This is a genomic window from Povalibacter uvarum (assembly GCF_014202975.1).
In the GTDB taxonomy this organism is placed as follows: Bacteria; Pseudomonadota; Gammaproteobacteria; order Steroidobacterales; family Steroidobacteraceae; genus Steroidobacter; species Steroidobacter uvarum.
The window spans coordinates 1-23,594 of the sequence record NZ_JACHHZ010000008.1 but is presented as its reverse complement, the minus strand read 5'-3'; the positions used below and the strand labels follow the sequence as shown (position 1 = coordinate 23,594).

The following is a 23,594-nucleotide window of genomic DNA, read 5'->3' as shown; positions in this document are numbered from 1 at the left end:
CGAAGGCACAGGCACTTCGGCGCGAGTCGTAACCAAGCCGATCGACGTGGGTCGGGCGGGGTAACACATGAACAACTCATTCTTCGACGCGGGTGCCGCGGTCCAGTTGACGACACAACCGGCCGAGGCTGCCGAAGCGCCATCTCCCGCGCAGTCGCGGGTTCACCTGTCGCGTCTGATCGAAGTGATCGGACTCCATCGCGCCGCGCTGCTCAAGTACGTCAGGCGAATCCTGCTCAGCGAACAGGATGCCGAAGACGTCGTGCAGGAGACGTCCATCCGTTTGCTGCGCGTACAGGACTTGTGGCGCGGCGAACGCGAGGTGCGCGCGTTGCTGTTCAAGATCGCGACCAACCTCGCCCGGGACGAACTGCGCCGGCGCAAGGCGCGGTGCCAGACGATGCACATGTCCTACGAGAGCATCGACATCGTTGCTGATGCCGAGCAACCCGATCACACAGTCGATCGTGTCCAGGCGATGGAAGTCATCTCCAGCACGCTGTCGACGCTGCCTGCGCGCTATCAGCAGGTTTTCAGCCTGCACATCGATGCCGAAATGAGCTATCGCGCCATCGCACGCCAGCTGGGTATCAGCACCAAGACGGTGGAGCGCGATATGTGCGGCGCGCAGGAGCTTTGCCAGGATCGCCTGAACAATGCGCGGCGGAGTGTCGCCGCCTGAAAGTCCGTCATTCTCGCGCAAGCGGGAATCCATCTTGATGAAAGGCATGGACTCCCGCGTACGCGGGAGTGACGAGGGGTGTGCGGCTCAGGCGTTTAAGCCACGTCGAACGACGCTTCCGTCTTTGCCCTGACTTCATCGAGGCTGACGCCCGGCGCCAGTTCGATCAGCTTTAACCCGGTGCCGTTTCGGCGCCCGCACTCGAAGACAGCCAGATCGGAGATGATCAGGTCCACGCAGCCCGCGCCGGTCAGCGGCAGGCTGCAGCGCTTCAGGATCTTCGACGCGCCAGTCTTGGACGTGTGTTCGAGCAGCACGATCAGGCGCTTCACGTTGGCCGCCAGATCCATTGCGCCGCCCATTCCCTTGAGCATCTTGCCGGGAATCGTCCAGTTCGCGAGATCGCCGTTCTCCGCGACTTCCATCGCGCCCAGGATCGTGAGATCGATGTGGCCCCCGCGGATCATCGCGAAGCTGTCGGCGCTGGAGAAGAAGCTCGATGAAGGCAGCTGGGTGATCGTCTGCTTGCCGGCGTTGATGAGATCCGGATCGACGTCGTCCTCGTAGGGAAACGGGCCCATGCCCAGCATGCCGTTCTCGCTCTGCAGCGTCACGTCGACACCGGTCGGAATGTAGTTCGCGACGAGCGTCGGGATACCGATGCCCAGGTTCACGTAAAAGCCGTCTCGCAGTTCGCGTGCGGCCCGTTGTGCCATTTCCTCGCGCGTCCAGCTCATGAGTTCACCTGCGCGGGGCGGGGCCTGGTCGTCAGTTTCTCGATCTTCTTTTCGTAAGGTCCGCCGCGGAAGATGCGTTGCACGTAGATGCCAGGCGTATGAATGGCGTCAGCATCCAGTTCGCCCGGCTCTACCAGTTCCTCGACCTCGGCCACTGTGACCTTGGCCGCCGTAGCCATCATCGGGTTGAAGTTGCGTGCCGTCTTTCGATACACGAGGTTGCCGGCCGTGTCACCTTTCCAGGCTTTGACGATCGCGACGTCCGCGCGCAGGGCCCGTTCCATGACGTACAGCTCACCGTCGAACTCCTGAACGGGCTTGCCTTCAGCCACGATCGTGCCTACGCCAGTGCGGGTGAAGAAGGCGGGGATACCAGCACCGCCGGCGCGAATGCGCTCAGCCAGCGTGCCCTGAGGAGTCAGTTCGAGTGCGAGCTTGCCCGTGAGATAGAGCTGCTCGAACAGTTTGTTCTCGCCGACATACGAGCTGACCATCTTCGCGATCTGGCCGTTGTTGAGCAGCGTCCACAAGCCGAAGCCGTCGGCGCCGCAGTTGTTGGAGATCACTGTCAGGCCCTTGACGGGCATGCGGGCGAGGGCGGCGATGCAGAATTCGGGATTGCCGGTCAGGCCGAACCCTCCCGACATCAGCGTCATCCCGTCGAAAACGACGCCGGTCAGCGCGGCCGTGGCGTCCGGATAAACCTTCTTGCTCATGTCTTCTCGCGGTTACCTGCGCGCCTGCGAAGACCATCCTCACCTGCGCGGCACCAGACAACTATAACGTCGTTGCGCTGCGGTTGCAGACAAGCCTGCCGCGCCGCGATGTCGCAATCGGTCGCCTGCTGCGTTTGATCAATGTGATCAGAACAATCGGCCGGCAAATTGCTCGGGGGGGACCCATGATTCGATCGAGGTGGCTGTTTTCCATCACTGCGCTGCTCGGCATGCTGACCCTGCAGGCAGCCTGGTCCCAGAATGCGAGCGAACGGCAGGTTCTCGAACGGGCCGCCAAATCACTGGGCGGGCTCGAGCGCATCAACGGCGTCAAGAACATCACGCTGGTCGGCTACGGCCAGTACGTTTACCAGTTCGGCGGCGGCAACATCGGCCCTGAGGTGAACGCGCCGATGAAGTATCAGGCGGCCAACGATATGCGCCGCGTCTACGACCTCGGCAACAACCGCTTCCTGCAGCAGGAGCGCCGGAATTTCCTGTTTCCGTTCGCTGCCGTGTTCGGCCACAGCTACCAGCAGGTCAACCTGTTCCTAGACGGCGATGTCGCTTTCGACATCAATCGTGAAGGCAAGAAGCAGCGAATCCCCGGTTGGTCCGAGGGTGTGCTTCAGCACGACGGCGTCCACATGCGGCGGATGTGGATGATGAACAATCCAGTAGTCGCCGTCCGCGCGGCTCTTGCGAAGGGTGCGAAGTTGTCGAATGTGCGCAGCGAGGACAAGAGCAAAGTCGTCGACATCCAGATCGCCGAAGGCGACCGCATGTCGATGGCCTTCAGCGACCAGAGCGGCCTGCCGACGTGGATCCGCTGGAACAACCCGCACGACAACCTTGGCGAGATCACCTACACGACCTACTTCAGCGGCTTCGTCCCCTACGGCGGACTGATGCTGCCTCTCGGCTATGTCACCAAGACGGACTGGCGCAACATCGACTACCTCAAGGTCTACGTCGATGACTACATCATCGACGGCGAGATTCCGGATCTCGTCGCGCCGCCGGAAGTGCGGTCTGCCGACGTACCTGCATCGCGCGTTCTGCGGCCGCTGGAAGTGGAATCCATCGCGAAGGGCATCTGGCGCATCAACACGGGCACGATCGTGTTCGAGTTCAAGGATCACCTGACGCTGTTCGAGCTCGGCGGTTCGCGCCACCAGGCGAAAGCAGTCATCGAGAAGGCGCGTTCGCTCGTGCCCGGAAAGCCGGTGACTGAAGTCATCGTGTCGCATGCTCATTTCGATCACGTCGCCGGCATCCGCCAGGCAATCGCGGAAGGGCTGACTGTCATCTCGAGGCGCAACAACGAGATCATCTTCCAGGACATGGCTTCGCATCGTGCGAAGGAGTTCCCGGACGACCAGGACCGCAATCAGCGGCCGCTGAAGTTCGTCCCGGTCGATGAGCGACTGCGCCTGTCCGACAACACGATGAGCGTCGACATCTACTGGGCGCGCGCCAATATCCATATGGCGGAAGCGATATTCGCGTACGTGCCCGCTGCCAAGGTCATGGTCGAGGGCGATATCGCGACCGCAGCGGTCGACTACCAGTTCTGGGCCGACAACTACATGGACAACATCGAGTACTACAAGCTCGATGTCGAGACGCTTGCGCCTGTGCACATGCAGACGATGAAACAGGCTGAAGTGCTCGAGATGGTCAAGGGCGGCGTGCAGCGTGCGCGAGAGCGCTGCGCGGCGGAACTCGCGAAGGGCAACTACTTCCCCGGTTGTCCCGTCGTCTCGAAGCGATTCTGAGTTCCGATTGCGGGTGCTTCGGCACCCGCAGCTCCCTTCGCGCGCCGCGTCATGCGGCGCGCTTTCTTCCGCTAGCGCCGCCAACTCCCGATGCCCGTGTGGGCATCGGGCGAGCGTCCCATATGAGGTGACTGACCAGTCATGCAGAATCGTTTCGCCTTACCCGCCGCATTGAGGAAATGGACGGAAGAAGACATCCGCAAGCTGCGGCGCGAGGCGTCGCAGGGCAGTTCCTGGAAATCCCTCTGCGACCTGTTGCGCAAGTCGCCCTCTGCGATCCGCAATAAAGCTGCAATGCACGGCATATCGCTCGCCAGCGTCAAGTAGCGTACGCGCTCGCGCGACGCCCGTCCGAGCAGTCGCAGGGAGCGAAGCGGCGGACGTTGCCCGGCGCAGCGATGGGCCTTATGGCAAAGGCCCGCATTCACCGCCAATATTCAACGGACAGGGGCACGTCCAACCGCAATCGCGTCCGGGCGAATTGTCCCGAATTTAGGTAGGCTTACCTTGAGCCGATCCACGTGTATCGCCTGGCGGCCAGTTTATCGCCTGGATCGTGCTGCCTGCCGTGTTGCGGGCTGCGGCGAGTGAGTGCCAGGCCAGGGGAGTGACGAAGATGCAAACAGCCCTGAGAACCACAGCCTCCATGATTCTCCTGGTCGCGGCGCAGGTCAGCGCCGAACCGGCCGTGAGCATGGTTTGCAAGGCAACGCACACGCTGGGCTGCGAGAGTGCGACTTGCAGCACCGAGGGACCCGAGGAAACCGGGTCAATTCCAGTTGGTTTCGAACTCTCAACCGTGTCAGGTAGAGGCAACCTCTGCACGTACACCTACTGTCGCGACTTTGTGCTTGTGCCGCTGCCGGGGGACAGTCTGGATGACGCCTTGAAGAAGCTGAGCGGGTTTACGCTGTCAGAGAAGCGCGGTTCCACGGGAGATGATCTCGAACGCCCTGCGGTCGACTATCAGCTATCCATTTCCGAGGATCGTCGGCGGTTCTTTCTCGGTAATCTGGTTGACGGTGGTTTCGTGGGATGGGCGGGAACGTGTACGACTACGCGGTAGCCGCGGCTTCAGCAGGCACCTGATGGGAATGTTCGATACATATGGAGTCTGGTCTTCGGTCGAGATCAGCGGCGGTGTTAGCGGCAGTACGACATGAATCAAGACGAAGTCAGGGCACTATTCGATCAACAGGCTGCCAACTACGACACGCAGTGGGCTAGAACGGCACCGATCAGGAATTGCCTGCACCTGCTTCTTGATTCATTTTTCATCGGCCTTCCTGCCGACGCACGAATTCTCTGTGTGGGAGTTGGGACCGGAGCGGAGCTGGCTCACCTTGCCAGGAAGAACTCTGCCTGGAGGTTCACTGCGGTAGAGCCTTCCGGTCCCATGCTCGATGTCTGCCGCCAACGGGCGGAAGACGAGGGCTTTGCATCTCGGTGTCACTTCCACGAAGGCTATCTCGATTCACTGCCAGCCACCGGCTTGCATGACGCGGCCACTTGTTTCCTGGTATCGCAGTTCATTCTTGATCAGTCCGCACGCTCAGAGTTCTTTCGAGGCTTGGCACGCAGGCTCGGGCCGGGTGGCATCCTTGCAAGCTCAGACCTGGCTTCGGATGTGCAATCCCCCGAGTATGAGGTGTTGCTTCGCGGCTGGATGAACATGATGTCAGCGGCAGCGATAGCACCAGAGGCCGTGGAGCGCATGCGCAAAGCCTACGCCAGTGATGTGGCGGTTCTCGCGCCGACCAGGGTTGCATCAATCATTCAGTCAGGGGGCTTCGAGCGTCCTGTTCAGTTCTTCCAGGCTGGGTTGATTTGCGCATGGCTGTCAAGGCGTGCCCAGGGCAACGCTGCCTGATGATTCATTCAAGCCGATGCAGCTTCGGGGCGTGGTTTAACTCAGGCGTTGGAGCGCGCTATGCATCGCTTGTTCTGGACTATCGCGATAGCCACGTTGGTGCTGAGCGCATGCTCCCGACAAGCTCCGACCCCAGCGCCTCCGATCCCGCCGCACATCACGATTTCCGAAGTGTCGATGTCCCGATCGCAATGCTTTGGTCCATGCCCGCCACAGACCCGAAGTCCATTTATTTTTCTGGAAGCGAACTGGAAACTTTTACTTGCCAAGCAAGCATTGCCCGGGTTGCGGAATGGAACGCGTATGAGGTGTGTCGGGCATAGCCGGTCGATTCCGAGCCGGTTGAGCGAGTTCGCGAAGCGAGCAGTTGAAGGAGATTGCAATTGATCGAGCTTCCCGTAAGAGATCCGTGCGACCTTTGCGAAGGGATGGCGGGTCGCGAAGAGCGGTGGGCGATCATCGACGAAAGCGAACATACGCTTACCGTGATCAACCCGTGGCAGTTCGAAGTTGGCCAATGTTGCGTCATCACGCGCCGGCATGTCGCGACGCTGCTGGATCTCTCTCAGCAGGAATGCGGGGCTGTACTGGTCTCTGCGAAGAGAGTCGCGGAGGCGCTCGTCAGGACTTACAGACCTCTCGGAATACTCACGTTTCAGAACAATGGGGTCTTCAGCGGGCAGGAAACACCGCACTTCCATTTCCATGTCGTGCCCCGTCAGAAGGGAAGCGATTGGGGAATAGGACCCCCGCAGCTCGCGACGTTCGATGGCGCCGGGCGTCAGAAGGGCGTACCACACGATCCAAGCGGAGATGCACAGCGTCGAGAGCGAGTTCAGGTATCTGCCAGGCAACTCGTTCAAACCGCGGAGCTGATTCGTTCGAATCTGCCGGAGTAGCTGAGGTTGCGTACTGCGGATAGTCCTCCGGAAGAGTTTCGCATCGATACATTTCCCGATGGCGTCTTGATCGACGACCTCGTCGCGGGTCGGGGTGCAGTGACGCATTGGCCTTCCTCATCAAGCTCTTTGCAGACCAGGTTGTCACGTGGGGTTCCCATGACGGCCGCGGTGGCTGTTACGAGCGCGAAGTTGGGCGTCGGGCACTGAAGCCACATGAAACACACCACTTTTAGCTGGGAAACGATTCGGGACGAGGTTGTCCGCCCGGTTGAGTCTCCGATCTCCAAGCTGATTGAGCATGTAATTGGCTCCGGAATGTCGGCTTACCTGTTTCCAGCCACGATGCTCCGAGACTTGAGAACTGGCAGGAGCCAAAACTTTTCCCGCGCCGATGGTGAACTCACCGTCTCGTATGACGAGACTGCGGACAAGGTCATCTTCTGCTACTACGATTCTGATGCACCGGAGCCTTGGACGACACATTGTGCGGGCTCGGAGGTCATTCCCGCGTTCGATCGGATTGTTACAAAGCGGCTGCGGTGGTTTGGAAAGGAAAGATCATGAGAATCGGTGTCGCGATACTGATCGTGTTCCTTTGCGGCGAGAACTCTCGCGCCGAAGAGTCACCTTCGGCGTACGCCCAGGCTCTGGCAGCATTCGAGGCGCAGCCGAAAACGGCGATCACGCGAAGCTACTTTGGTGGTATGTCGGGACTCATCGGAGATCTGTACCACCAAGCACAGCGGGAATGCGTGATCGAGGGATTGGGCGGCGTTCATCTCATTGTTCGTATCGAGGCGGGTGGGAAAGTAGCTGAAGTTGCGGGTGATCCAGAAGGTCCGGTAGTTGAGTGCTATCGCCGCATCCTGTTGCAGACACCGCTCACTTCTCCGCCGTTCGCTCCCTTCTATGGGGGATTCCGCATGGAAGACCCCAAGCCGCTGCAGGACGAGAAGAGCGCGCCGACAGCAGAAGGTTCGGTTGTTCTGGCGATTCTCGTGGGCAAGGACGGTCGGGTGAAGGACGGGAAGATCATTGAATCGAGCGGACATGCGGAGCTGGATGAGAAGATGCTGGAACATGCGATTCGGACCTGGCGCCTTGAGCCACGAATGGAGAAGGGCAAAGCGGTTGAGGGCTGGGGACAATTCAGAGTGACGATCCGTTTGGAAGACGAGGTCAGTCCCAGCGCCGAGGCTCCGTGAGTACCTGCCTCAGCAGCCCGTGTCACGCCGGTTCGGGAGGTTTCGTCGCGAGGTCATGATCCGCGATCGGCAGCGAGCGCACGCGTTTGCCCGTGACGCGAAAGATCGCGTTCGTAACCGCTGGCGCGAGTTGAGCGTGCCATCGGGAGGGCAAGGAGGAGACCGCCGGCCGCGCTCAGGGATACGGCCAGGAATTCACGTCGGCTCGGCATTGGACTTGCCCCGTCATCGGATCCGGGCGCAGCAACGGCTGCGTACACCGCTCCTATACTGCATAAACTCCGACCGGACCTCGCTGTCGACAAACGCCTCGTGTCGTACTCGGCTCGGGCATGCGTTATTAGCAATAGCGCCAGAACCGGAGATCGAGATGGTCACGCGGAGACAGGTCCTGCAGGCCGCCGCTGGAGCGGGCTTGATTGCGACCGCCCCCCATTCGATCGCCCAGCGAAACGATAGCTTGCCGCTGCACCGGGTCGTCTTCGATGGCCGCCATGAACCGGGCGTGCGTTTCGCGGCTGAAGCGGCGCTTTGGGGCGCCGAGACGTCCGACACTCGTGGTGATATAGCGGCGCTGTACGTGCGCGAGTTGATGACGCGGTGGCGCAAGAGTGCGATTGCCGTGGCGGGCCTGACGCCGTACTCCCAATTGTTCGGCTTGAGGTTGATGGCGGAGACGCCACGGTTGCGACTGGTATTCCTGCATGAGCTGAAGAGCGGTGACGTCTATGGCCCCGCCAACGTATGCAGGGCGCCGCTGAGCACCGACCCGGCGGCTACCGCTCGCCTCCTGTGTGGTTGGCCTGCACACAGCGCGACAGTAGCGAGACGCGAATCCAGCATCCTGTCAGCGCAAGATCACCCGTTCACCAACGACGCGCTCGTCGCCTGGCTCATGGCGCCGGTGTCGGCATGATGCTTCCCCCTGGCGTCAGCGAAGAGGCTTTCCGCGCGGCCATCCATGAATTCACCGCTGCACTTGGCGCGGACCAGGTCTTCACGAGCGAAGATGACCTCTCTCTGTATCGCGATGCGTACACACCCTATCGCGGCATGCCGGACAAGGAGATCGTCGCGAGCGCCGCGGTCGCACCAGTCTCCGTCGAGCAGGTGCAGCGGGTGGTGCACATCGCAAACAAGCATCGCCTCCCACTCTTCGCGACCTCCACCGGTCGCAATCTCGGCTACGGCGGCGCCGCACCGACGCTGTCGGGATCAGTGGTCGTCGACCTCAAGCGCATGAATCGCGTCGTCGAGGTCAACGTCACCGATTGCTACGCGGTGCTGGAGCCCGGTGTCAGCTTCATTGAGCTGAGTCACTACTTGCGCGAGCGAAACATTCCGTTGCTGGTGTCCGCTGCTGAAAACGGCGCCGGTGGACCCGTCGGCAATTCGCTCGATCACGGCGTCGGCTTTCTCGGCGACAACTTCGCACGGGTTTGTGGCATCGAAGCTGTGTTGCCGAACGGTGAAGTCATTCGTACCGGCTCCGGTGCAGTGAGCAATGGCAAGCTGTGGCCCGTGTACAAGTACGGTTTTGGTCCCGACGTTTCGGGCCTGTTCCCGCAGGCGAACTTCGGCATCGTTACGAAGATGATCTTCTGGCTCGAGCCCGAGCCGGAGCGGATGCAGGGCTTCAGCGTATCGTCGTCGAAGCATGACGACTTTGGTCCGATGGTCGATGCGATTCAGATGCTGCGTCACAAAGGGATCATCCGCAGCTCAGGTGCGCGCAATCCTCTGCGAGCCGCCAACAACTCGACCGTTGGTATGCGCTCGCGAAACATACCTGAGGTCGAGCGGCTGCTGTCGAGCCCGGGCGATGGTGCTGCGAGTGCCTGGGATGCACTGTCGATCGCGACCGGAATCCCGAACGCTTCTGTGAACGGCACAGTGTGGGGACCTGCGAAGATCGTCGTGGCAACACTGGACCATGCACGCGAGCACTTCGCGAAGCTTCTCCCGCATGCAACCTTCAGTGCGGGCACGGCGCGCGACTTCCCGCTCGATCTCGCCACTGTGCCGGTGGATCAATGGGTCGGGTTGGGCATGCCGAATCTGTGGGGCTTCCAGCGGCTGGCGAATCAGGGTGTGAATCGCGGGCACTACTACTTTTCTCCGTTGTTCAAGGCGCAAGCGGACGACATCTTCGCGATGAACCGCACCGTCCGGAAAGTGATGGCGGACGCGAATGAGCCTGAGATCCTCAAGCGATGGGGATGGCAGGGTGGGGGCGGACCGTTCCCGAAGACATACGTCCTCTACTACGACTTCCTCGTCTACGACGATGCGGGTCTCAACGCGCGGCACTTGAAGCTGTTCGATCGACTGGTGAAGACCTGCGCCGAGCACGGCTGGGCAGAATACCGCGCACCTGCCGGGTTCCAGGATCTCGTAGCCGGTGTCTATGCCAACAACAACAGCGCGCTGCGCAGGTTCTGCGAGACGATGAAGGACGCCGTCGATCCGAACGGCATTCTCTCCCCCGGTCGCGGTGGCATCTGGCCGCGGCGCTACCGCAAGGAATGACGATGCGTGCGATTCTCGCGGTCGTTCTCACTGGCATTGCATCGACTTCCGCAGCGGCCGATGTCGGTCGCGGCGAGCGACTCTATGGGCAGTGGTGCCAGGGCTGCCACGATCGGTTGGGGCCAACCCGCGAGACGATGCCAGGGACAACGCCGTTGGACGCTCGCTATCAAGGCACCCGTCCGGCCGCGCTCGTCGACCGCAATGACCTCACGCCCGAGTTCATCAAGGTGTTCGTGCGCCAGGGAATCAGCTTCATGCCGACGTTCCGCAAGACCGAGCTCTCGGACGCGGAACTCGATGACATCGTTGCATTCCTCGTCCGGAAACAACCGACGAAGTAGTTCGAAGCGCATGCTCCTCGCTGCTCTCCTTGCCGCAAGCGTCGCGCACGCCGAGCGCACGCCTGTCTCCGCGGAAGCTTGTGGGCGGCTTGGTGCAGACACAGAGTCTGGTGTTGCGATCTCCAGCTCTGAGCTCATCGTCCGAGGTGCCTATCGGGCTTCGGCCAGCAATGTGCCCGCGAATTCCGAAGCCGCTGCTGCGCGCAGCGAATTGTTTCGTGGCTTGCCTGCCTTCTGCCGCGTGACAGGAACGATCCGAACGAGTGACAGCAGCTCCATTCGCTTCGAGGTGTGGTTACCAGCCGAGCAGTGGAACGGCAAGTTGCTCGCACGGGGCTACAGCTTCTACGGTGGCCCGATGGATCCAGCGATTCTCGCCGAGGCGATCCGACTCGGCTATGTCACCGCTACAACTGACGGAGGCGGCAACGGAGAGCGTGGCGCGCACTTTATGTTGCGCCAACCTGAAAAGCTCATCGATGTCGGCGAGCGGGCGTGGCATTCGACGATTGCTGCAACCAAGGTGCTTGCGTTGTCGCTCTACGGATCGGCGCCACGTGCTTCCTATTTCTCGGGGTGCGGCGGCGCGGGCCGCCAGGGTCTCAAGGCGGCGCAGCGCTATCCGGAGGACTTCGACGGCATCGCGGTGGGTGGTATTGCTCATGACACCGCCCACTTCGCATTCGCACAGACCTGGGTCTGGGAGGCGGCGCACCGGAGCCCGGCTCATGCGCTACCCGCGGAGAAGCTGGCTGCTTTGAATCGCGCAGTCATGAAGATGTGCGATTCGCGGGATGGCGCGACCGACGGGCTGCTCCAGGATCCGCGTCGCTGCGAATTCAATCCAGCGCTAGTCGAATGCGAAAGTGGCGATGCCGCTGATTGCCTGACGACTGCTCAGGTGGACACGGCACGTGCCCTCTATGCGCCAGTCATCAACCCGCGCACAAGAGAGAGAATTTTCGGTCCGCTCATGCCCGGAAGCGAACTCGGCTGGACCGCGGCCATTTCCGGAGAACGGCCATCGAGCTATGCGCTCGACTTCTTCAGATACCTGGTCTTCGAGGACCCCACGTGGGATCCCGTAAAGCAACCGCTCGACTATGACCGCGATTTGGAGCGCGCGAGGCGCGTCAATGAAACCTTGAGCGCAGTCGACCCGGATCTGACGAAGTTCGTGAAGCGCGGCGGCAAGCTGCTCATGTTCGGTGGCTGGAACGACATCGCAATCCCGCCGACCGCGAACACCGACTACTACGAGAGCGTGGTGCGGAAGATGGGCGCCAGTGCTGTCGCGAATTCAGTCCGGCTCTTCATGGTGCCAGGCATGGGTCACTGTCCGGGCCAGGCATTCGGCGCCAATGCAACGCACGAGTTCGATCCACTCGAAGCGCTCATCGAGTGGCGAGAGCAGGGGAAGACTCCCCCAAGGATCGTCGCGCGCCGATTTGTAGAAGGCCGCGAGGAGCGTGAGATCCTCGCGTGCCCGTATCCGCAGATCGCCGTTGGCAATGAGTGCCGGGATTAGTGCCTTCAACCCGGCACGTGCCACCCGATCACGTTGTAGCTGGCGAGGATCAGTGCCAGAACGACTCCGCAGACACCGATCGTCGCGAGCCGCTTGCGGGGTAGGCCGGGCTATCAAGGCCTCGCGCAGCCATTGATCTCTATTTAATAGGTGTCCGTTCCTCGCTTTAGCTCGTGGAGTGTTGCGCTGCACAAGACCAACGTGACGTGCTGGAGATAATGCGCACCCGGATGACACATTGTGCACCGATGTGTAATATCCGCGCTCGATAGTGGGGCGCCGGGGGATCACATGACGGCACGGCAGCGCAAGCAGGAATCGAAGGCGAACGTATGGACACGTATGAGGCAAGTCATCCCGTTCGGTGCCATCCGCTGGGAGTCACCGAGTGGTCTGCCGACCATGGCTCGGATCTGACGGCGCAATAGTTCGATGCCGACGAGACCCATATTGGTTTCCAGTTTCGCGGCGGCGACCGTCATTGGCGGATTGGCCTATTGGCTGTTGTCCGGCGACACAATCGCAGTGCCGATGCCGGGTTCGGATGAAAACACCAACACCATCGCGCATCAGTGGCAGTGGCAGAACTTCGCTCCCACCGATCCAGCACTGAACGCCGGTGCGACATCAGAAGCGAATGAGCCTCGTCCAACGGGTGAGGTGCCTTCCGGCGCAGTGGGGATCTACAGAATTCTTCAGGGCATAAGGCTCGATGAAAACGGCCGTGTGCTGCCGGATCAAACGCTGAAGGACGCACTGGAGCAGGGATTCGAGGATTTGGGTCCCAGTCTCAGTCCGGCGGCTCTGTCGGAGCTGCAGAACTCGATTCGCACTGGGCTGCCTGGTCAAGCGGGAGAAGAAGCAGCTCGCATTCTGGAAGACTACTGGCGCTTTCGCTTGGCGGAGATGGAGTTCAACGCGCAACCACGAAGCGAGCTACCCGCCGACCACTACGAGAAGCTGGTGCAGCTGCGACGCGACTACCTCGGCGCAGAAATCTCCGACAAGTTATTTGCAGTCGAGGATGCGAACGGTCGCCACATGTTCGCCGCTATCGCGATCCAGACGAACGTAAACCTGACGGACGAAGAGAAAGCGGCTCAGCAAGGCGCCTTGCAAGAGAAACTGAACAACAGCCTGCTGGCCCAGGGGTTGTTGGAGCCTGAAGAGGCCGCAGCACAAAAAGTGCAACGTCTGCGCGAACAGGGCGCCTCGAGTACCGAAATCTACTCCACTCGTAACGCAATTCTCGGCGAGGAAGGCGCGCGTGAGTTGGCCGCCGCCGATCGCGAAGAGGCGAGGTGGCAAAGCGACTTCAACGGATTCTGGCAGGCGCGCCAATACGTGATGCGGGCGGGTCTGGACGAAGTCGAGCGTGAGCGCCAGATCAATCAACTACTCGACCAGTATTTCAGCCCCGACGAGCGAGAACGGGCTCGGGTTACCAGTTTGGATTGGCAGGCGCGAGATCCGAAGTAGTCGCGGCCGGCCTGTCGCGTGACCAGACCATTTCCGGTGAATTCGTACAAGGAGGTGCCAATTTCGCTCAACACCATTGACCCAGTCCTGATGCTGAAAAATCAAGTTCAAACCTGTTGGGGGATTCATTGTGAACATCAGAGTACTCATTGGTAGCTCGCTCCTGCTCGGCTGTTTGATGTCTGCGGGCGCGTTTGCCCAGACTTGCAGCGTTAGCCGTCAAAGCGGAAGCGGTGCTGTTTTTTACGTGCCGAGTGGCGGCGACGGCAGATACAACATCCTGGGGTGGGGAAACGGTACGGGCGGGACCTCAACCACATACTCCGGTTTGCTGACTGCCGCTGCTCAGCGTTGCGTTCTGGTGGCCGCTGCTACCACCTCCAGTTCTGGAAGCGGTACAGATGTACGAGATGCTGTGAGTCAGGCGCGGAGCCGTTACGGCAGCATCCTCAACTCAAATCTGAAGATCTGTACGTCCGGTCACTCGCAAGGCGGCGGCGGTTCTTTCAACGCTGCAAATGCGATTGGCTCAGCGGCATCATGTGTCATTGCGGTTCAGCCTGACACTGTCTTCACGACGAGGATCTACCGTCCGGTAGCCTCGAACGTTGACGTGACATGCATCTTCAGCACAGGCGACGTGTTGGCCCCAGCACTGCCTTCGAATGCACTGAACTGCAGAGCCAACTCAACCATCTACAGGACGGTGACGACTTCCGGCACTCACTTCGCGCCGACGTCGGGCACCGGTGGCCAGGTTGGTGTGGCAATGCGCGCCCAGATTGACCGCTTGCTGCGGTAATCGCCGATCGCATCGGCTCTGTAGGAAGACCCCAACCGTTCGCGGTTGGGGTTTTCGTTCGCCTGCAATGCGCGGATCTCAGCGGTCACAACACATGAAAACATACACAAGCGCTGTTGCCGTATTGGCATTGATTGCGGCGTGCATGAGCGGCTGTGGGCGACACGCCCAATCCGAAGAGGAAGCAGGAACAGAAGGAGTCGCTGCGGAAAGCCAGCAGGATTTCAAGACTCTGGAAGATCGTTTCAGTTATGCCTACGGTGCCGATCTGGCGGAGCGGTTCAGAGCAGAGGGCATCGAATTGAATGTCGCTCTCATGGCGGCCGCGATGCAGGCCGTGTTCGATGGCGGCGACAAAAAAATGTCGGCTGGAGAAATAGCCGCGACGATGGAGGTCTATCAGGAAGTTCATCTGAAGAAGAAAGAAGCCGAGCGGGTGGTGGTGGCGGAAAAGAACAAGAAGGAAGGTGAGATCTTCCTGAAAGAGAATGCAAAGAGAGAGGGCGTGGTAGTCACCAAAAGCGGTTTGCAATACAAGGTAATCGCCACCGGTGGAGGCGGGTACAGGCCGACCTTGGAAGATGACGTGAAGGTGCACTATCGAGGAAGGCTCATCGACGGCACCGAATTCGACAGCACTCACTCACGTAGTGAGCCCTACACCGCCAATGCCAAAGCGCTCATAGAAGGGTGGACCGAAGCACTCCAGTTGATGTCGGAAGGCGCCAGGTGGGAATTGTATGTTCCTTCCAGCCTTGCTTATGGAGAGGAAGGGTCACCGCCTTATGTCGGGCCCAATGCAGTGTTGATCTTTGACGTGGAGCTGCTCGAGATCGAAAAGAAGCAGTGATTGACGTTGGTCCCGAATCTGCCGCGAGCAGATTCATTGGCTATGTCGACATGCCCTGTAAGCGGTTCAGGGCAGATTCCGGGCTGCTCCTGCTGAAGCGGGAGCCTGAGCGATCAATCGATTGCACGGTTTCATCATGATGAGACGATGCGCGTATCCCACGAAACGATCTATCGCAGCCTGTTCGTACAAGCGCGCGGAGTGGTGAAACAAGAGCTGAGCGCGCATTTGCGCCGTCACCAGTCACTGCGCCGCAGCCGCAAGGCGAGCGGCCGTCCCTCCAAGCGCGGCCGGATCGAGGATGCGGTGTGCATTCGTGAGCGGCGAGCCCCGGGTCGAGGATCGTGCAGTACCGGGGCATTGGGAAGGTGACTTGCTATGCGGTACTCCTTCCTCACAGATCGCGACACTGGTCGAGCGCACCGCACGCTTTGTGATGTTGGTGAAGACACCGAGCAAGAGCACCGAGCAGGTCGTCGCTGCGCTCAGCAAACATGTGCGTAAGCTGCCTTCGCAGCTGCGCCGCTCACTCACCTGGGATCGAGGCTTCGAGCTCAGGGCACACAAGCAGTTCACGCTGGCAACCCACATGCAGGTGTACTTCTGTGATCCGCATAGCCCCTGGCAGCGTGGATCGAACGAGAACACCAATGGCTTGCTGCGACAGTACTTTCCGAAGGGTCAGGACGTCTCGGGTTACTCGCAGCGTCACCTCGATCAAGTCGCGATGCGCCTGAACCAGCGCCCACGTGAAACCCTTGGCTTCCGAACTCCAGCTCAGGTTTTTGCTCAAAGTGTTGCGTCGACTGATTGAATGCAAAGAAATCAATGGTTCTTATGGCAAAAACCAGGAGCCCGTCGGCCAGGTTTAACGGACAGCGCCAGGTTTAATCGCAGCTGTTCCCACGGACGGGTGGAGACGAGGCGGATTGTCTGGAATTTAGGTAGGCTGACGAGCAATGGCGGCGCCGAATTTCACAATGAACACTAGAGCTTATGATCGTGACCCGGTCCAGGTTTATCGCCTGGTCGCCAGGTTTAACGGCAGGCTGGTGCTGTCTAAATCAAGTTGGGCTAAGGCGATCCAAGAATGATGGACACCGAGACGGCCTTGCTCGAGAACGCTATGGATGCGTTAGACCGCTTGTTTGACTCGAAGTCGGAGATTGTTGACACGTACCTGCTTACGTACGCTACGGCGCAAGCACTGAGAGAAAGCCGGATGTTTGTCCTGTTCGATAACGCGTCGACTCAGCTTCAAGAAATTCTGCGCTCGGGTCTTCCCAAGGAGGAGGCCAGAGAACGGGCGTTGGATGTAACAAACGAGCTAAGAATTGCGATCGCAGATTTACTGCCTGGGCCGTGAAGCGATGATCGTAGTGCCCAACAACCCGCTGGTTCCGACTCGCACAGGCGAGGCGCCTGTGCTCGCGGCACAGCGGCAGCGTTAGCCTTTCATGAACGCATTCTTTCGGGCTCGGATGCTTGCTGAAAAGTGGGTGGAACTCTTCTCTGAAGGAGAGGCGCAGTTGGTTAGGGACGCCACGATCGCAAAGCCGTACGGGTGGGTGTTCTTCTGGGAATCATCGGCCGCTTTGAGAGAGCCTGAGAATTTCTCGTTGCGGCTCGTCGGTAACGCGCCTTTCGTGGTATTCCGTGACTCTCTTGAGATAAAAGTCCTGGGCACCGCGCATCCAGTCGAGCATTTCCTGAAGGAGCTGGAGTCACATATGCATCCTTCCGCGCTTAGCAAGCGACCGGAGTCGCCGGCGTGGTGAAACAAGGCCAGGCTAACAAGTTGTTCAAGAGCCGACGTGCGAAGACGCACGCGGCTTAACAACGGCGTTAGGCCGCATGCAGCACTACCGCGTCACCAAATACGACCCTGCCAGACGCGATCTCACTGGCGCGTACCTGAGCGACGATTGGACGGCGCACTCAGATATCGGGCAGTCGTTCGCCGGAGTCGCTCTCACCGAGGAGCGCTACTTAGCGGCCGAAAACGCGTACCTGGAATCCGCGGTTGCCTTTCTCAAAGAGGCCGGTGTGCGCGAACTCGCAGTTGTCGGTCTCGAGAACGCTGGTGAGCATCCCAATCCGCCGCGGGACGGCGCGGCGGTTTCAATTGAAAGACTTCCTGAAGTGCTGCGGTCACTCTTGCGCGAGGAGTACTGGTGCAAACTTGAAGGGCAGTCGGCGTTTGTTCACGTTGGTTGGGACTACTACATGTACATTGGAGTACTTGCACCGTGCCCTGTTGCTGAAAGTGTCGCGCAGAGTCGGGGCCTATTCGTCGAGCAGATCATTCGCTCGCCATATGCCGAAGATGCGGCCTAACACCTCGTTCGAGCGGACGCGTGGGAGATAAAGTGCCAAGCTCATACACCGGCGTGCGCGCCGCTCAACTCAATCGTTAGTTTGCAAGAGACATGGCGGCTGTACTCGAAGTAGTAGCGCAGTTCATATTTGAGGTGCTGGCGTACGGCATCGGAAAGATCGTTGCTGCGATGTTTCTACCTCATCTCAAGATCGAGCCGTTAAGAATGCAGAAATCAATTGCGCCCTGGAAATGGCGCGGCTTCACTTACAAGCGCGGCTCGGGAAGGTTTCTTTACACAGAATCAGTCCAGCTAATCGGTGTGGTGAGCCTGCTGGTCATTGGGCTTGGCATTTACCTGATGGTACGCTTTGCAAACTAACATCCGCATCAAGTTCGCACGCTGCGCGTGCCCGACGTGCAACGGCGAAGCGCCGTTGCTCGCGGCTTAAGCGGGGCGTTAGCCAATCAGAAAGAACATGAAGTACGACGACGCATCTTGGCACTACGGTGGAAAATTCCCGGCCGATCTCCCGCCGGAGGCTGGAGCGACACATACGGGCATGTTTGTTGCGTGGGCGCTTCTCGCAGGGTTGGGCGGCGACATTCACACCGAAGAATGCCCAGAAGATCTTGAACTCGCCCAGTCTCGATCTGAAACTCCAGGGACGCTTTTTCTCCGATTCTGCGATGGTAAGTTCACAGATGAAGATCTGAACGACGAAGGAAATCAGTTCGCGGCCGCCTACTTCGATTTTGAGAACGGAAGCTATCTCGCAGACTACGCGGCAACACTTGGGGAAGCGGGTCGTGACCTTTACTATGTCGCAGATACATGGGAGAACTTCGATCGGCTGCGGCCCGTCCTAGACGAGCGGCTCTCTGAGTGGCGCGCCGCGCATGGCTAACAACGCATTAACCCGCGTGCAAAAGCCTCGCTGCGCGTCGTTTTTGCACGCGGGTTAATGCGAGCGTTGGGCTCTATGAAGTATCTCCTCTGCTGTTCTGCTGGGAACACCGTCGGAATCGACGAGTATGTCTCCTACTCCGAAATCGACGAGGAAGGTTACTGGTGCCGCTATCTTGAGATCAATGCGAACGGGAGAGCGCTCCGGTACAGCACGGATCGTGCGGCAGACAAGTTCGGCGTTCTACCGGAGGGCAAATGGGACGAGGCCGAAGGATCCAAATCTGAGTACGGTGTCGGTTGTCATATCTCAAGAGAGCTGTTTGATGCTGCCTGGCAATCGGTTCGTTGCATCAATGGCTGAGCCGGAGCCCAACAACCGCGTCGAGCACGCGCACAGTGTGCGCTCGACTCGCAGGGAGCGATGCTCCCTGCTCGCGGCTCACGCGGGGCGTTAGCCTTCAGGAGAAAGAGCATGCCACCTGCAAGGTCTGCAATCGCGTGGGTATCGCTGGTACTGATCGGTTGCACGGGTTCAGTGGCTTGGGAAGCGGCTTGCGGTTGTGGTCCCATGTGGGAATGGGTGGCACGCGATCTAGGTCACCCCCGATCCATAGGCGAAGAGGCGATGACGCCGCAATTCGTGGCAGCGGAGACGGAAAAACGCTTGAAGGGGAAGCCGCTGAATCTCGAGACCATTCGAGGTATTGGTCCGCACTTCGACTCCTCCTGCATTCGGCGTAGCCTCGTGGAGGTTCGATGTACGTTCTGGATGTGGACATTTGAAGACCAGCATCGAGGCATCGAGCTTCAGTTCGAGCGGGACGAGCACGGCCACAATGTAGGCCATGTTCGCGGACAGTACATCTATGACAAGTCGGCTAAGGATGGCTAACAAGTTGTTCAAGAGCCGACGTGCGAAGACGCACGCGGCTTGACAACGGCGTTGGGCTTCAAGAGGGAGATAAGAAGATGAGTACATGCGCACTCACGTCAGCAGATAAGCGGCTTATCGCGCGGCGAGTGGGTCGGGATCTCATCAAGCACCATGGCAAGAAGAAGAGCTATACGGCTCCAGAGGTTCGGAAAGCGGCGGTGCGCCAAGAGTTCTCGGTTGATTGGCATTGCTGGGCGTACGCGCTGTACACGGACCGCGTCACCTTTGATGCGCATCATCGTGAGATCGGAGAGACCTGCGACTACACCGTCATGCATAAAGGCATGATGGACGCAGTGGGTGGCGATGCGGGGTCGACGTTAGAGGTTCTCGACCCGTCGCCTTCATCCGAGGCCCTGGAGCCATTGGATGACTCTTGGTCAATCTTTGATTGGTTTGACTGGGACTGGTCAGATGTTGATGCCGACCCGTAGGCTGCCCAACAAGCGGCTGGTTCCGACTCGCAGAAGCGAGGCGCTTTTGCTCGCGGCACAGCCGCAGCGTTGGGCCAGAGAACTATCATGTCCATGGAGCTGTTTGTAATCCTCGCGGGTGGTCAGGCCCCTGACGTTACGAGTTGGAACAGGGCTCTTGCGAGTGCACAGGTCCCTGTTGTCATTGCAGAGGATGCCGACCTTTCGAAGAGCAGTGGCTTTGTTCCTGTCACAGTGGCAGGAAAGCCCAGTGGTTTCCGCCGATTTGATGTGGGCTCATTCTCTGATCTCGCTTCGCGCTATCCTGGAGTCGCCCGGCTCAAGATTGAGCGGCCCGTTGTGTATGAAGTTGGCTATGGCAGTTCCGACGAGTGTGCTGCGGTGTTCTACTCGATATCTGTCTTAGTGGAGAGGTTTGGGGGCATTGCATTCGAGCCTCAGGGCAGCATCGTGATGAGCGCAGAGGAGTTGCGCGATGCGGCGCGTGAGTGCCAAGCCATGGCGAGCGAAGATGCGCAGTAGTTGTCGGCCTAACATCACGCTGGTTCCGACTCACACAGGCGAGGCGCCTGTGTTCGCGGCACAGCGGCGGCGTTGGGCATGAAAGCGCTCAATGGAAAACCGCATCCTTGGTTGCAACGAACTGGCCAGATGTGGAAGTTTGACCTGGAGGGCTATCTCGGCCTGCTCGGCTTCTTCTCCTTTGGCATTCTGCTTCTCTCCCTGGTTGCTAGCATCTTTATCAGCCGAGCTTGGCTTCTGGGAGTCGCACTGATGAGCATCTATCTCTTGCTTGGCTTTGTTAGTGCCTACGTTTTCTACTATCGCATTCGATGCCCGAAGTGCGGACACAACCCAACTCGGAGGAAGGATGGAAAATGGGCCTCGTCTCGTCATGTGGAAACCAAGCTCCAGAAGATGGAGTTGTGCCCAGTCTGCGAACTACAGACGCCTGCTGCTGTGACCCAAACGGAAGGGTTGTGACCCTTTTACGGAAGGGGCGACGTAGCGACCGAATCGACAGAATGCCTAACATCATATTCAACGCCGACCGCCGCAAGGCATGCGCCTTGCGGTCCACACTGCGCGTGCACAGTGTCGGCGGGTTAATGTGAGCGTTAGGCATTCAAAACCGGGGAATATGACAACGAGACTCTACTCCCCGCGCCAAGCAACGATGGCGTCGTTCTTCGGCGGACCATTTGCCGCTGTCCAAGTGCTTCGGGAAAATTTCGTGGCATTGGAGCAGCCAGGGCGGTCTCGTTCGGCGCTGCTTTGGGGCATCGGCTTTGTTGCCGCGTTGTTTGCGATCCTGCCTTTCTTGCCGGAGAAATTTCCAAACACGTTCATTCCGCTCGTCTACTCACTGACCGTAGGGGAGTTGGTAAAGATCTACCAGTTGTCCAAGGAGAAAATTGCGCAGTCTGACACTTACGTATTTCAGTCCAATTGGCGGGTTGTGCGCGTAAGCGTGGTGTCGTTCCTGGTGTTTGCGGTGCTGATGGTGGCTTGGATTGTCATGCTTGGTTACTTCGGTGTTATTAACCTTGCCTAACATCACGCTGGTTCCGACTCGCACCGGCGAAGCGCCGTTGCTCGCGGCACAGCGTGGGCGTTGGGCTACGAGATCAGGATGAGCAAGTACCAGTGTCCAGCGTGCGGCTTCCAAATCTTCAATCGCCGCGTCAGAAAGTGCGAGTCGTGCGGAGCACACCTGCCTGAGGAGTTGCTGTTCTCTCCAGAGGAAATTGCCAGGCTCGATGCACAATACGAACTGCGTCTGAAGGCGAGCGAAGCGCGACACAGGAAAGAGAGGGAGAGATCCAGCTCAGACGGAGGAAGTTATGGCGGTGAAAGTTCGTGGAGTGGGGACAGTTCCGGAGACGGTGGTGGTGGCGGTTGCGACTAACACAATGCCGAACAATGCGCTGCAGGCGACGTGCGAAACGCACGCGCCTGAGCGCAGACGTTAGAGGCCAAAATGAATGACAAGCGCTGAACCGACACAACCTTTTACTGTGCGTGCTCGCATGCATCTCTTCGCGTCGACCGCGCGCAGACCGCAGTATCGTCCCAACCATAACTTCGGCGATGAGAACAACCGAAACTACTTTATCGGATTTGTTGATTGGGATCCGCCGACTCCAATTGAACCCGGAGAAGAACGTGAAGTTGTCGTTCAATTCTTTCCAGAGCCATCGCTTCGTCCATACTTAACGCTAGGTAGGCGCTGGCGCATTCAAGAAGGCGCTTCTTTGGTCGGTTCAGCAGAGTTACTCGATGTTAAAGGCCTCTAACAATTCATTCGCGCCGACGCGTGTGAGCGATGCGGCGTTTCGTCAGCGCAGAGCACGCGCGGCACAATTCAATCGTTAGATGCCATGAGAGCACTGGACCTATTGGCGACTGCGTGCTTGCTGATGGTAGGACCAGATGCAGATGCGTGTTCATGCGCTCTGTATGGGACGCTCACCGAGCAAGAGCAGATTGAACGTGCGTTCACCGAAGCCGATACCGTTATCGTTGCAAGAGTGGAATCTACGAAACATTCACTGAACCCGAACGATCCTACCGGGCTCCACATTGTCGAAGCGGCTTCCTTCGTTGTCCTGGTGGTATTGAAAGGGGCCTATAAAGTTGGAGGACGCGTCGCAATTGAGTCCGCGATCGGTGGCGGTTCATGCGGTCGGAGCGCTCGCAACGACCCGACGTGGCTAGAAGAAGTAACGACCGACGTTGACCCTTCGGTAGTCACGAGCGCCGTGGTTTCGGACGAGTGGCTGATCTATGCGACCGGAGCAGAGCCATTCAAGCTATCTCACTGTGATCGATCCTTCCCCATGAATCTTCGCGGAGGGTCCGATGCGGAGTACTTGCGAGAGTGGCTTAAAGAGCCGGGGCGACGGAATGGCATCTAACAAGCGCATCAAGTTCGCACGCTGCGCGTGCCCGACGTGCAACGGCGAAGCGCCGTTGCACGCGGCTTATGTGCGGCGTTAGATGTCAGAGACCGCAATCCGATGAGCGAACAGAAGTCGGACGCCGAGCTTGTCGATGCGTACTTGCGCCATTTTGTAGAGAAAGACGATAGTTTGTTTTGGGCGTGGCAACAGTTGCAGGGCTACCTCACAAGCGACCCCATGCGAGCTTGGAACGTCACTCTGCAGCTAATTGACGCGGCTCCAGAGCCCGAGGCACTCTCGTACGTTGCGGCGGGACCTCTCGAAGACCTTCTGTATGCGTGCGGAGAGCAGTTCATTGATAAGGTAGAGCACCTTGCATCAGGCGATCCGAAGTTTCGTCGGGCCTTGCAGGGCGTATATAACGAATCCGAATCTCCTGGTGACGTCCACGATCGAGTCAGAAAAGCGGCCTCGCAACAATGACATCTAACAAGTGCGGCAACACCGTGCGCGGCGCGCGCTCGACTCGCAGAATGCTACGCATTTCGCTCGCGTATTGCGCACGGCGTTAGGTGACAACGTAAGCTCCCCCGCCTCGGACACAGCTGAATAGTAGACTCTTCCGGCGAACCGGGAGAGTGTCATGAGGAAATCGAGGTTCACGGAATCGCAGA

At 59.2% G+C, this 23,594-nt stretch carries 24 protein-coding genes and 1 pseudogene; 23 read left to right on the top strand and 2 right to left on the bottom strand.

The window, feature by feature from the left end; genetic code table 11:
- The first annotated feature begins 67 nt into the window (after positions 1-67).
- On the top strand, positions 68-682 hold the full coding sequence (locus HNQ60_RS26605; RefSeq protein ID WP_184335854.1) for an RNA polymerase sigma factor: 615 nt from the start codon (positions 68-70) through the stop codon (positions 680-682).
- A gap of 95 nt (positions 683-777) precedes the next feature.
- Here HNQ60_RS26605 and HNQ60_RS26600 read toward each other — a convergent pair whose 3' ends face one another.
- Positions 778-1,419, bottom strand: coding sequence for a 3-oxoacid CoA-transferase subunit B (locus HNQ60_RS26600; protein WP_184335853.1), 642 nt, complete (start codon positions 1,417-1,419; stop codon positions 778-780).
- A complete protein-coding gene (locus HNQ60_RS26595; protein WP_184335852.1) occupies positions 1,416-2,135 on the bottom strand; it encodes a CoA transferase subunit A in 720 nt (239 codons plus the stop codon). Before HNQ60_RS26595 ends, HNQ60_RS26600 begins: the two co-directional genes overlap by 4 nt.
- Before the next feature lie 185 nt (positions 2,136-2,320).
- Between HNQ60_RS26595 and HNQ60_RS26590 the strand changes: the two genes are divergently transcribed.
- From HNQ60_RS26590 to HNQ60_RS26485, 22 genes and pseudogenes are all read left to right on the top strand, one after another.
- Positions 2,321-3,913: an MBL fold metallo-hydrolase gene (locus tag HNQ60_RS26590; RefSeq protein WP_184335851.1), complete on the top strand. Its 1,593-nt coding sequence runs from the start codon at positions 2,321-2,323 to the stop codon at positions 3,911-3,913.
- A gap of 141 nt (positions 3,914-4,054) precedes the next feature.
- Entirely contained in the window at positions 4,055-4,240 is a 186-nt protein-coding gene (locus HNQ60_RS26585) for a hypothetical protein (RefSeq protein WP_184335850.1), read from the top strand.
- 832 nt (positions 4,241-5,072) lie between these two features.
- Positions 5,073-5,783: a class I SAM-dependent methyltransferase gene (locus tag HNQ60_RS26580; RefSeq protein ID WP_184335849.1), complete on the top strand. Its 711-nt coding sequence runs from the start codon at positions 5,073-5,075 to the stop codon at positions 5,781-5,783.
- A gap of 428 nt (positions 5,784-6,211) precedes the next feature.
- The gene (locus tag HNQ60_RS28420) at positions 6,212-6,682 is read left to right on the top strand and encodes an HIT family protein (protein ID WP_407676471.1); all 471 of its coding nucleotides are present in this window, start codon (positions 6,212-6,214) and stop codon (positions 6,680-6,682) included.
- A 590-nt stretch (positions 6,683-7,272) separates the two neighbouring features.
- Positions 7,273-7,890 carry an energy transducer TonB gene (locus HNQ60_RS28215; RefSeq protein ID WP_184335847.1) on the top strand — a complete coding sequence of 206 codons (618 nt, stop codon included), beginning with the start codon at positions 7,273-7,275 and terminating at the stop codon, positions 7,888-7,890.
- 370 nt (positions 7,891-8,260) lie between these two features.
- Positions 8,261-8,806, top strand: coding sequence for a hypothetical protein (locus tag HNQ60_RS26565; protein WP_184335846.1), 546 nt, complete (start codon positions 8,261-8,263; stop codon positions 8,804-8,806).
- Positions 8,803-10,419 carry an FAD-binding oxidoreductase gene (locus tag HNQ60_RS26560; protein ID WP_184335845.1) on the top strand — a complete coding sequence of 539 codons (1,617 nt, stop codon included), beginning with the start codon at positions 8,803-8,805 and terminating at the stop codon, positions 10,417-10,419. Before HNQ60_RS26565 ends, HNQ60_RS26560 begins: the two co-directional genes overlap by 4 nt.
- 2 nt (positions 10,420-10,421) lie before the next feature.
- Positions 10,422-10,763, top strand: a complete 342-nt coding sequence (locus HNQ60_RS26555) for a c-type cytochrome (RefSeq protein WP_184335844.1) — start codon at positions 10,422-10,424, stop codon at positions 10,761-10,763.
- A 10-nt stretch (positions 10,764-10,773) separates the two neighbouring features.
- A complete protein-coding gene (locus tag HNQ60_RS26550) occupies positions 10,774-12,291 on the top strand; it encodes a tannase/feruloyl esterase family alpha/beta hydrolase (protein ID WP_184335843.1) in 1,518 nt (505 codons plus the stop codon).
- 450 nt (positions 12,292-12,741) lie between these two features.
- On the top strand, positions 12,742-13,770 hold the full coding sequence (locus HNQ60_RS26545; RefSeq protein WP_184335842.1) for a lipase chaperone: 1,029 nt from the start codon (positions 12,742-12,744) through the stop codon (positions 13,768-13,770).
- Positions 13,771-14,666: 896 nt separating this feature from the next.
- Positions 14,667-15,422, top strand: coding sequence for an FKBP-type peptidyl-prolyl cis-trans isomerase (locus tag HNQ60_RS26540; RefSeq protein ID WP_184335841.1), 756 nt, complete (start codon positions 14,667-14,669; stop codon positions 15,420-15,422).
- 138 nt (positions 15,423-15,560) lie between these two features.
- Positions 15,561-16,236, top strand: a pseudogene (locus HNQ60_RS26535) (IS30 family transposase); the annotation flags it as partial.
- A gap of 643 nt (positions 16,237-16,879) precedes the next feature.
- The gene (locus HNQ60_RS26530; RefSeq protein ID WP_184335839.1) at positions 16,880-17,200 is read left to right on the top strand and encodes a YrhB domain-containing protein; all 321 of its coding nucleotides are present in this window, start codon (positions 16,880-16,882) and stop codon (positions 17,198-17,200) included.
- Positions 17,201-17,276: 76 nt separating this feature from the next.
- Complete coding sequence (locus HNQ60_RS26525; RefSeq protein ID WP_184335838.1) at positions 17,277-17,759, top strand: hypothetical protein; 483 nt, start codon at positions 17,277-17,279, stop codon at positions 17,757-17,759.
- A 92-nt stretch (positions 17,760-17,851) separates the two neighbouring features.
- The gene (locus HNQ60_RS26520) at positions 17,852-18,121 is read left to right on the top strand and encodes a hypothetical protein (RefSeq protein ID WP_184335837.1); all 270 of its coding nucleotides are present in this window, start codon (positions 17,852-17,854) and stop codon (positions 18,119-18,121) included.
- A 97-nt stretch (positions 18,122-18,218) separates the two neighbouring features.
- Positions 18,219-18,647 carry a DUF7832 domain-containing protein gene (locus HNQ60_RS26515; RefSeq protein ID WP_184335836.1) on the top strand — a complete coding sequence of 143 codons (429 nt, stop codon included), beginning with the start codon at positions 18,219-18,221 and terminating at the stop codon, positions 18,645-18,647.
- Positions 18,648-18,722: 75 nt separating this feature from the next.
- Complete coding sequence (locus HNQ60_RS26510) at positions 18,723-19,010, top strand: hypothetical protein (RefSeq protein ID WP_184335835.1); 288 nt, start codon at positions 18,723-18,725, stop codon at positions 19,008-19,010.
- A 608-nt stretch (positions 19,011-19,618) separates the two neighbouring features.
- Positions 19,619-20,017 carry a hypothetical protein gene (locus tag HNQ60_RS26505; protein ID WP_184335834.1) on the top strand — a complete coding sequence of 133 codons (399 nt, stop codon included), beginning with the start codon at positions 19,619-19,621 and terminating at the stop codon, positions 20,015-20,017.
- An 87-nt stretch (positions 20,018-20,104) separates the two neighbouring features.
- Positions 20,105-20,539, top strand: a complete 435-nt coding sequence (locus HNQ60_RS26500; RefSeq protein WP_184335833.1) for a hypothetical protein — start codon at positions 20,105-20,107, stop codon at positions 20,537-20,539.
- A gap of 78 nt (positions 20,540-20,617) precedes the next feature.
- Positions 20,618-21,001 (top strand): hypothetical protein, encoded by a 384-nt coding sequence (locus HNQ60_RS26495; protein ID WP_184335832.1) that lies wholly within the window; start codon positions 20,618-20,620, stop codon positions 20,999-21,001.
- A gap of 193 nt (positions 21,002-21,194) precedes the next feature.
- The gene (locus HNQ60_RS26490; protein ID WP_184335831.1) at positions 21,195-21,572 is read left to right on the top strand and encodes a hypothetical protein; all 378 of its coding nucleotides are present in this window, start codon (positions 21,195-21,197) and stop codon (positions 21,570-21,572) included.
- 1,465 nt (positions 21,573-23,037) lie between these two features.
- Positions 23,038-23,403, top strand: a complete 366-nt coding sequence (locus HNQ60_RS26485) for a DUF6869 domain-containing protein (protein WP_184335830.1) — start codon at positions 23,038-23,040, stop codon at positions 23,401-23,403.
- Positions 23,404-23,594: the final 191 nt, after the last annotated feature.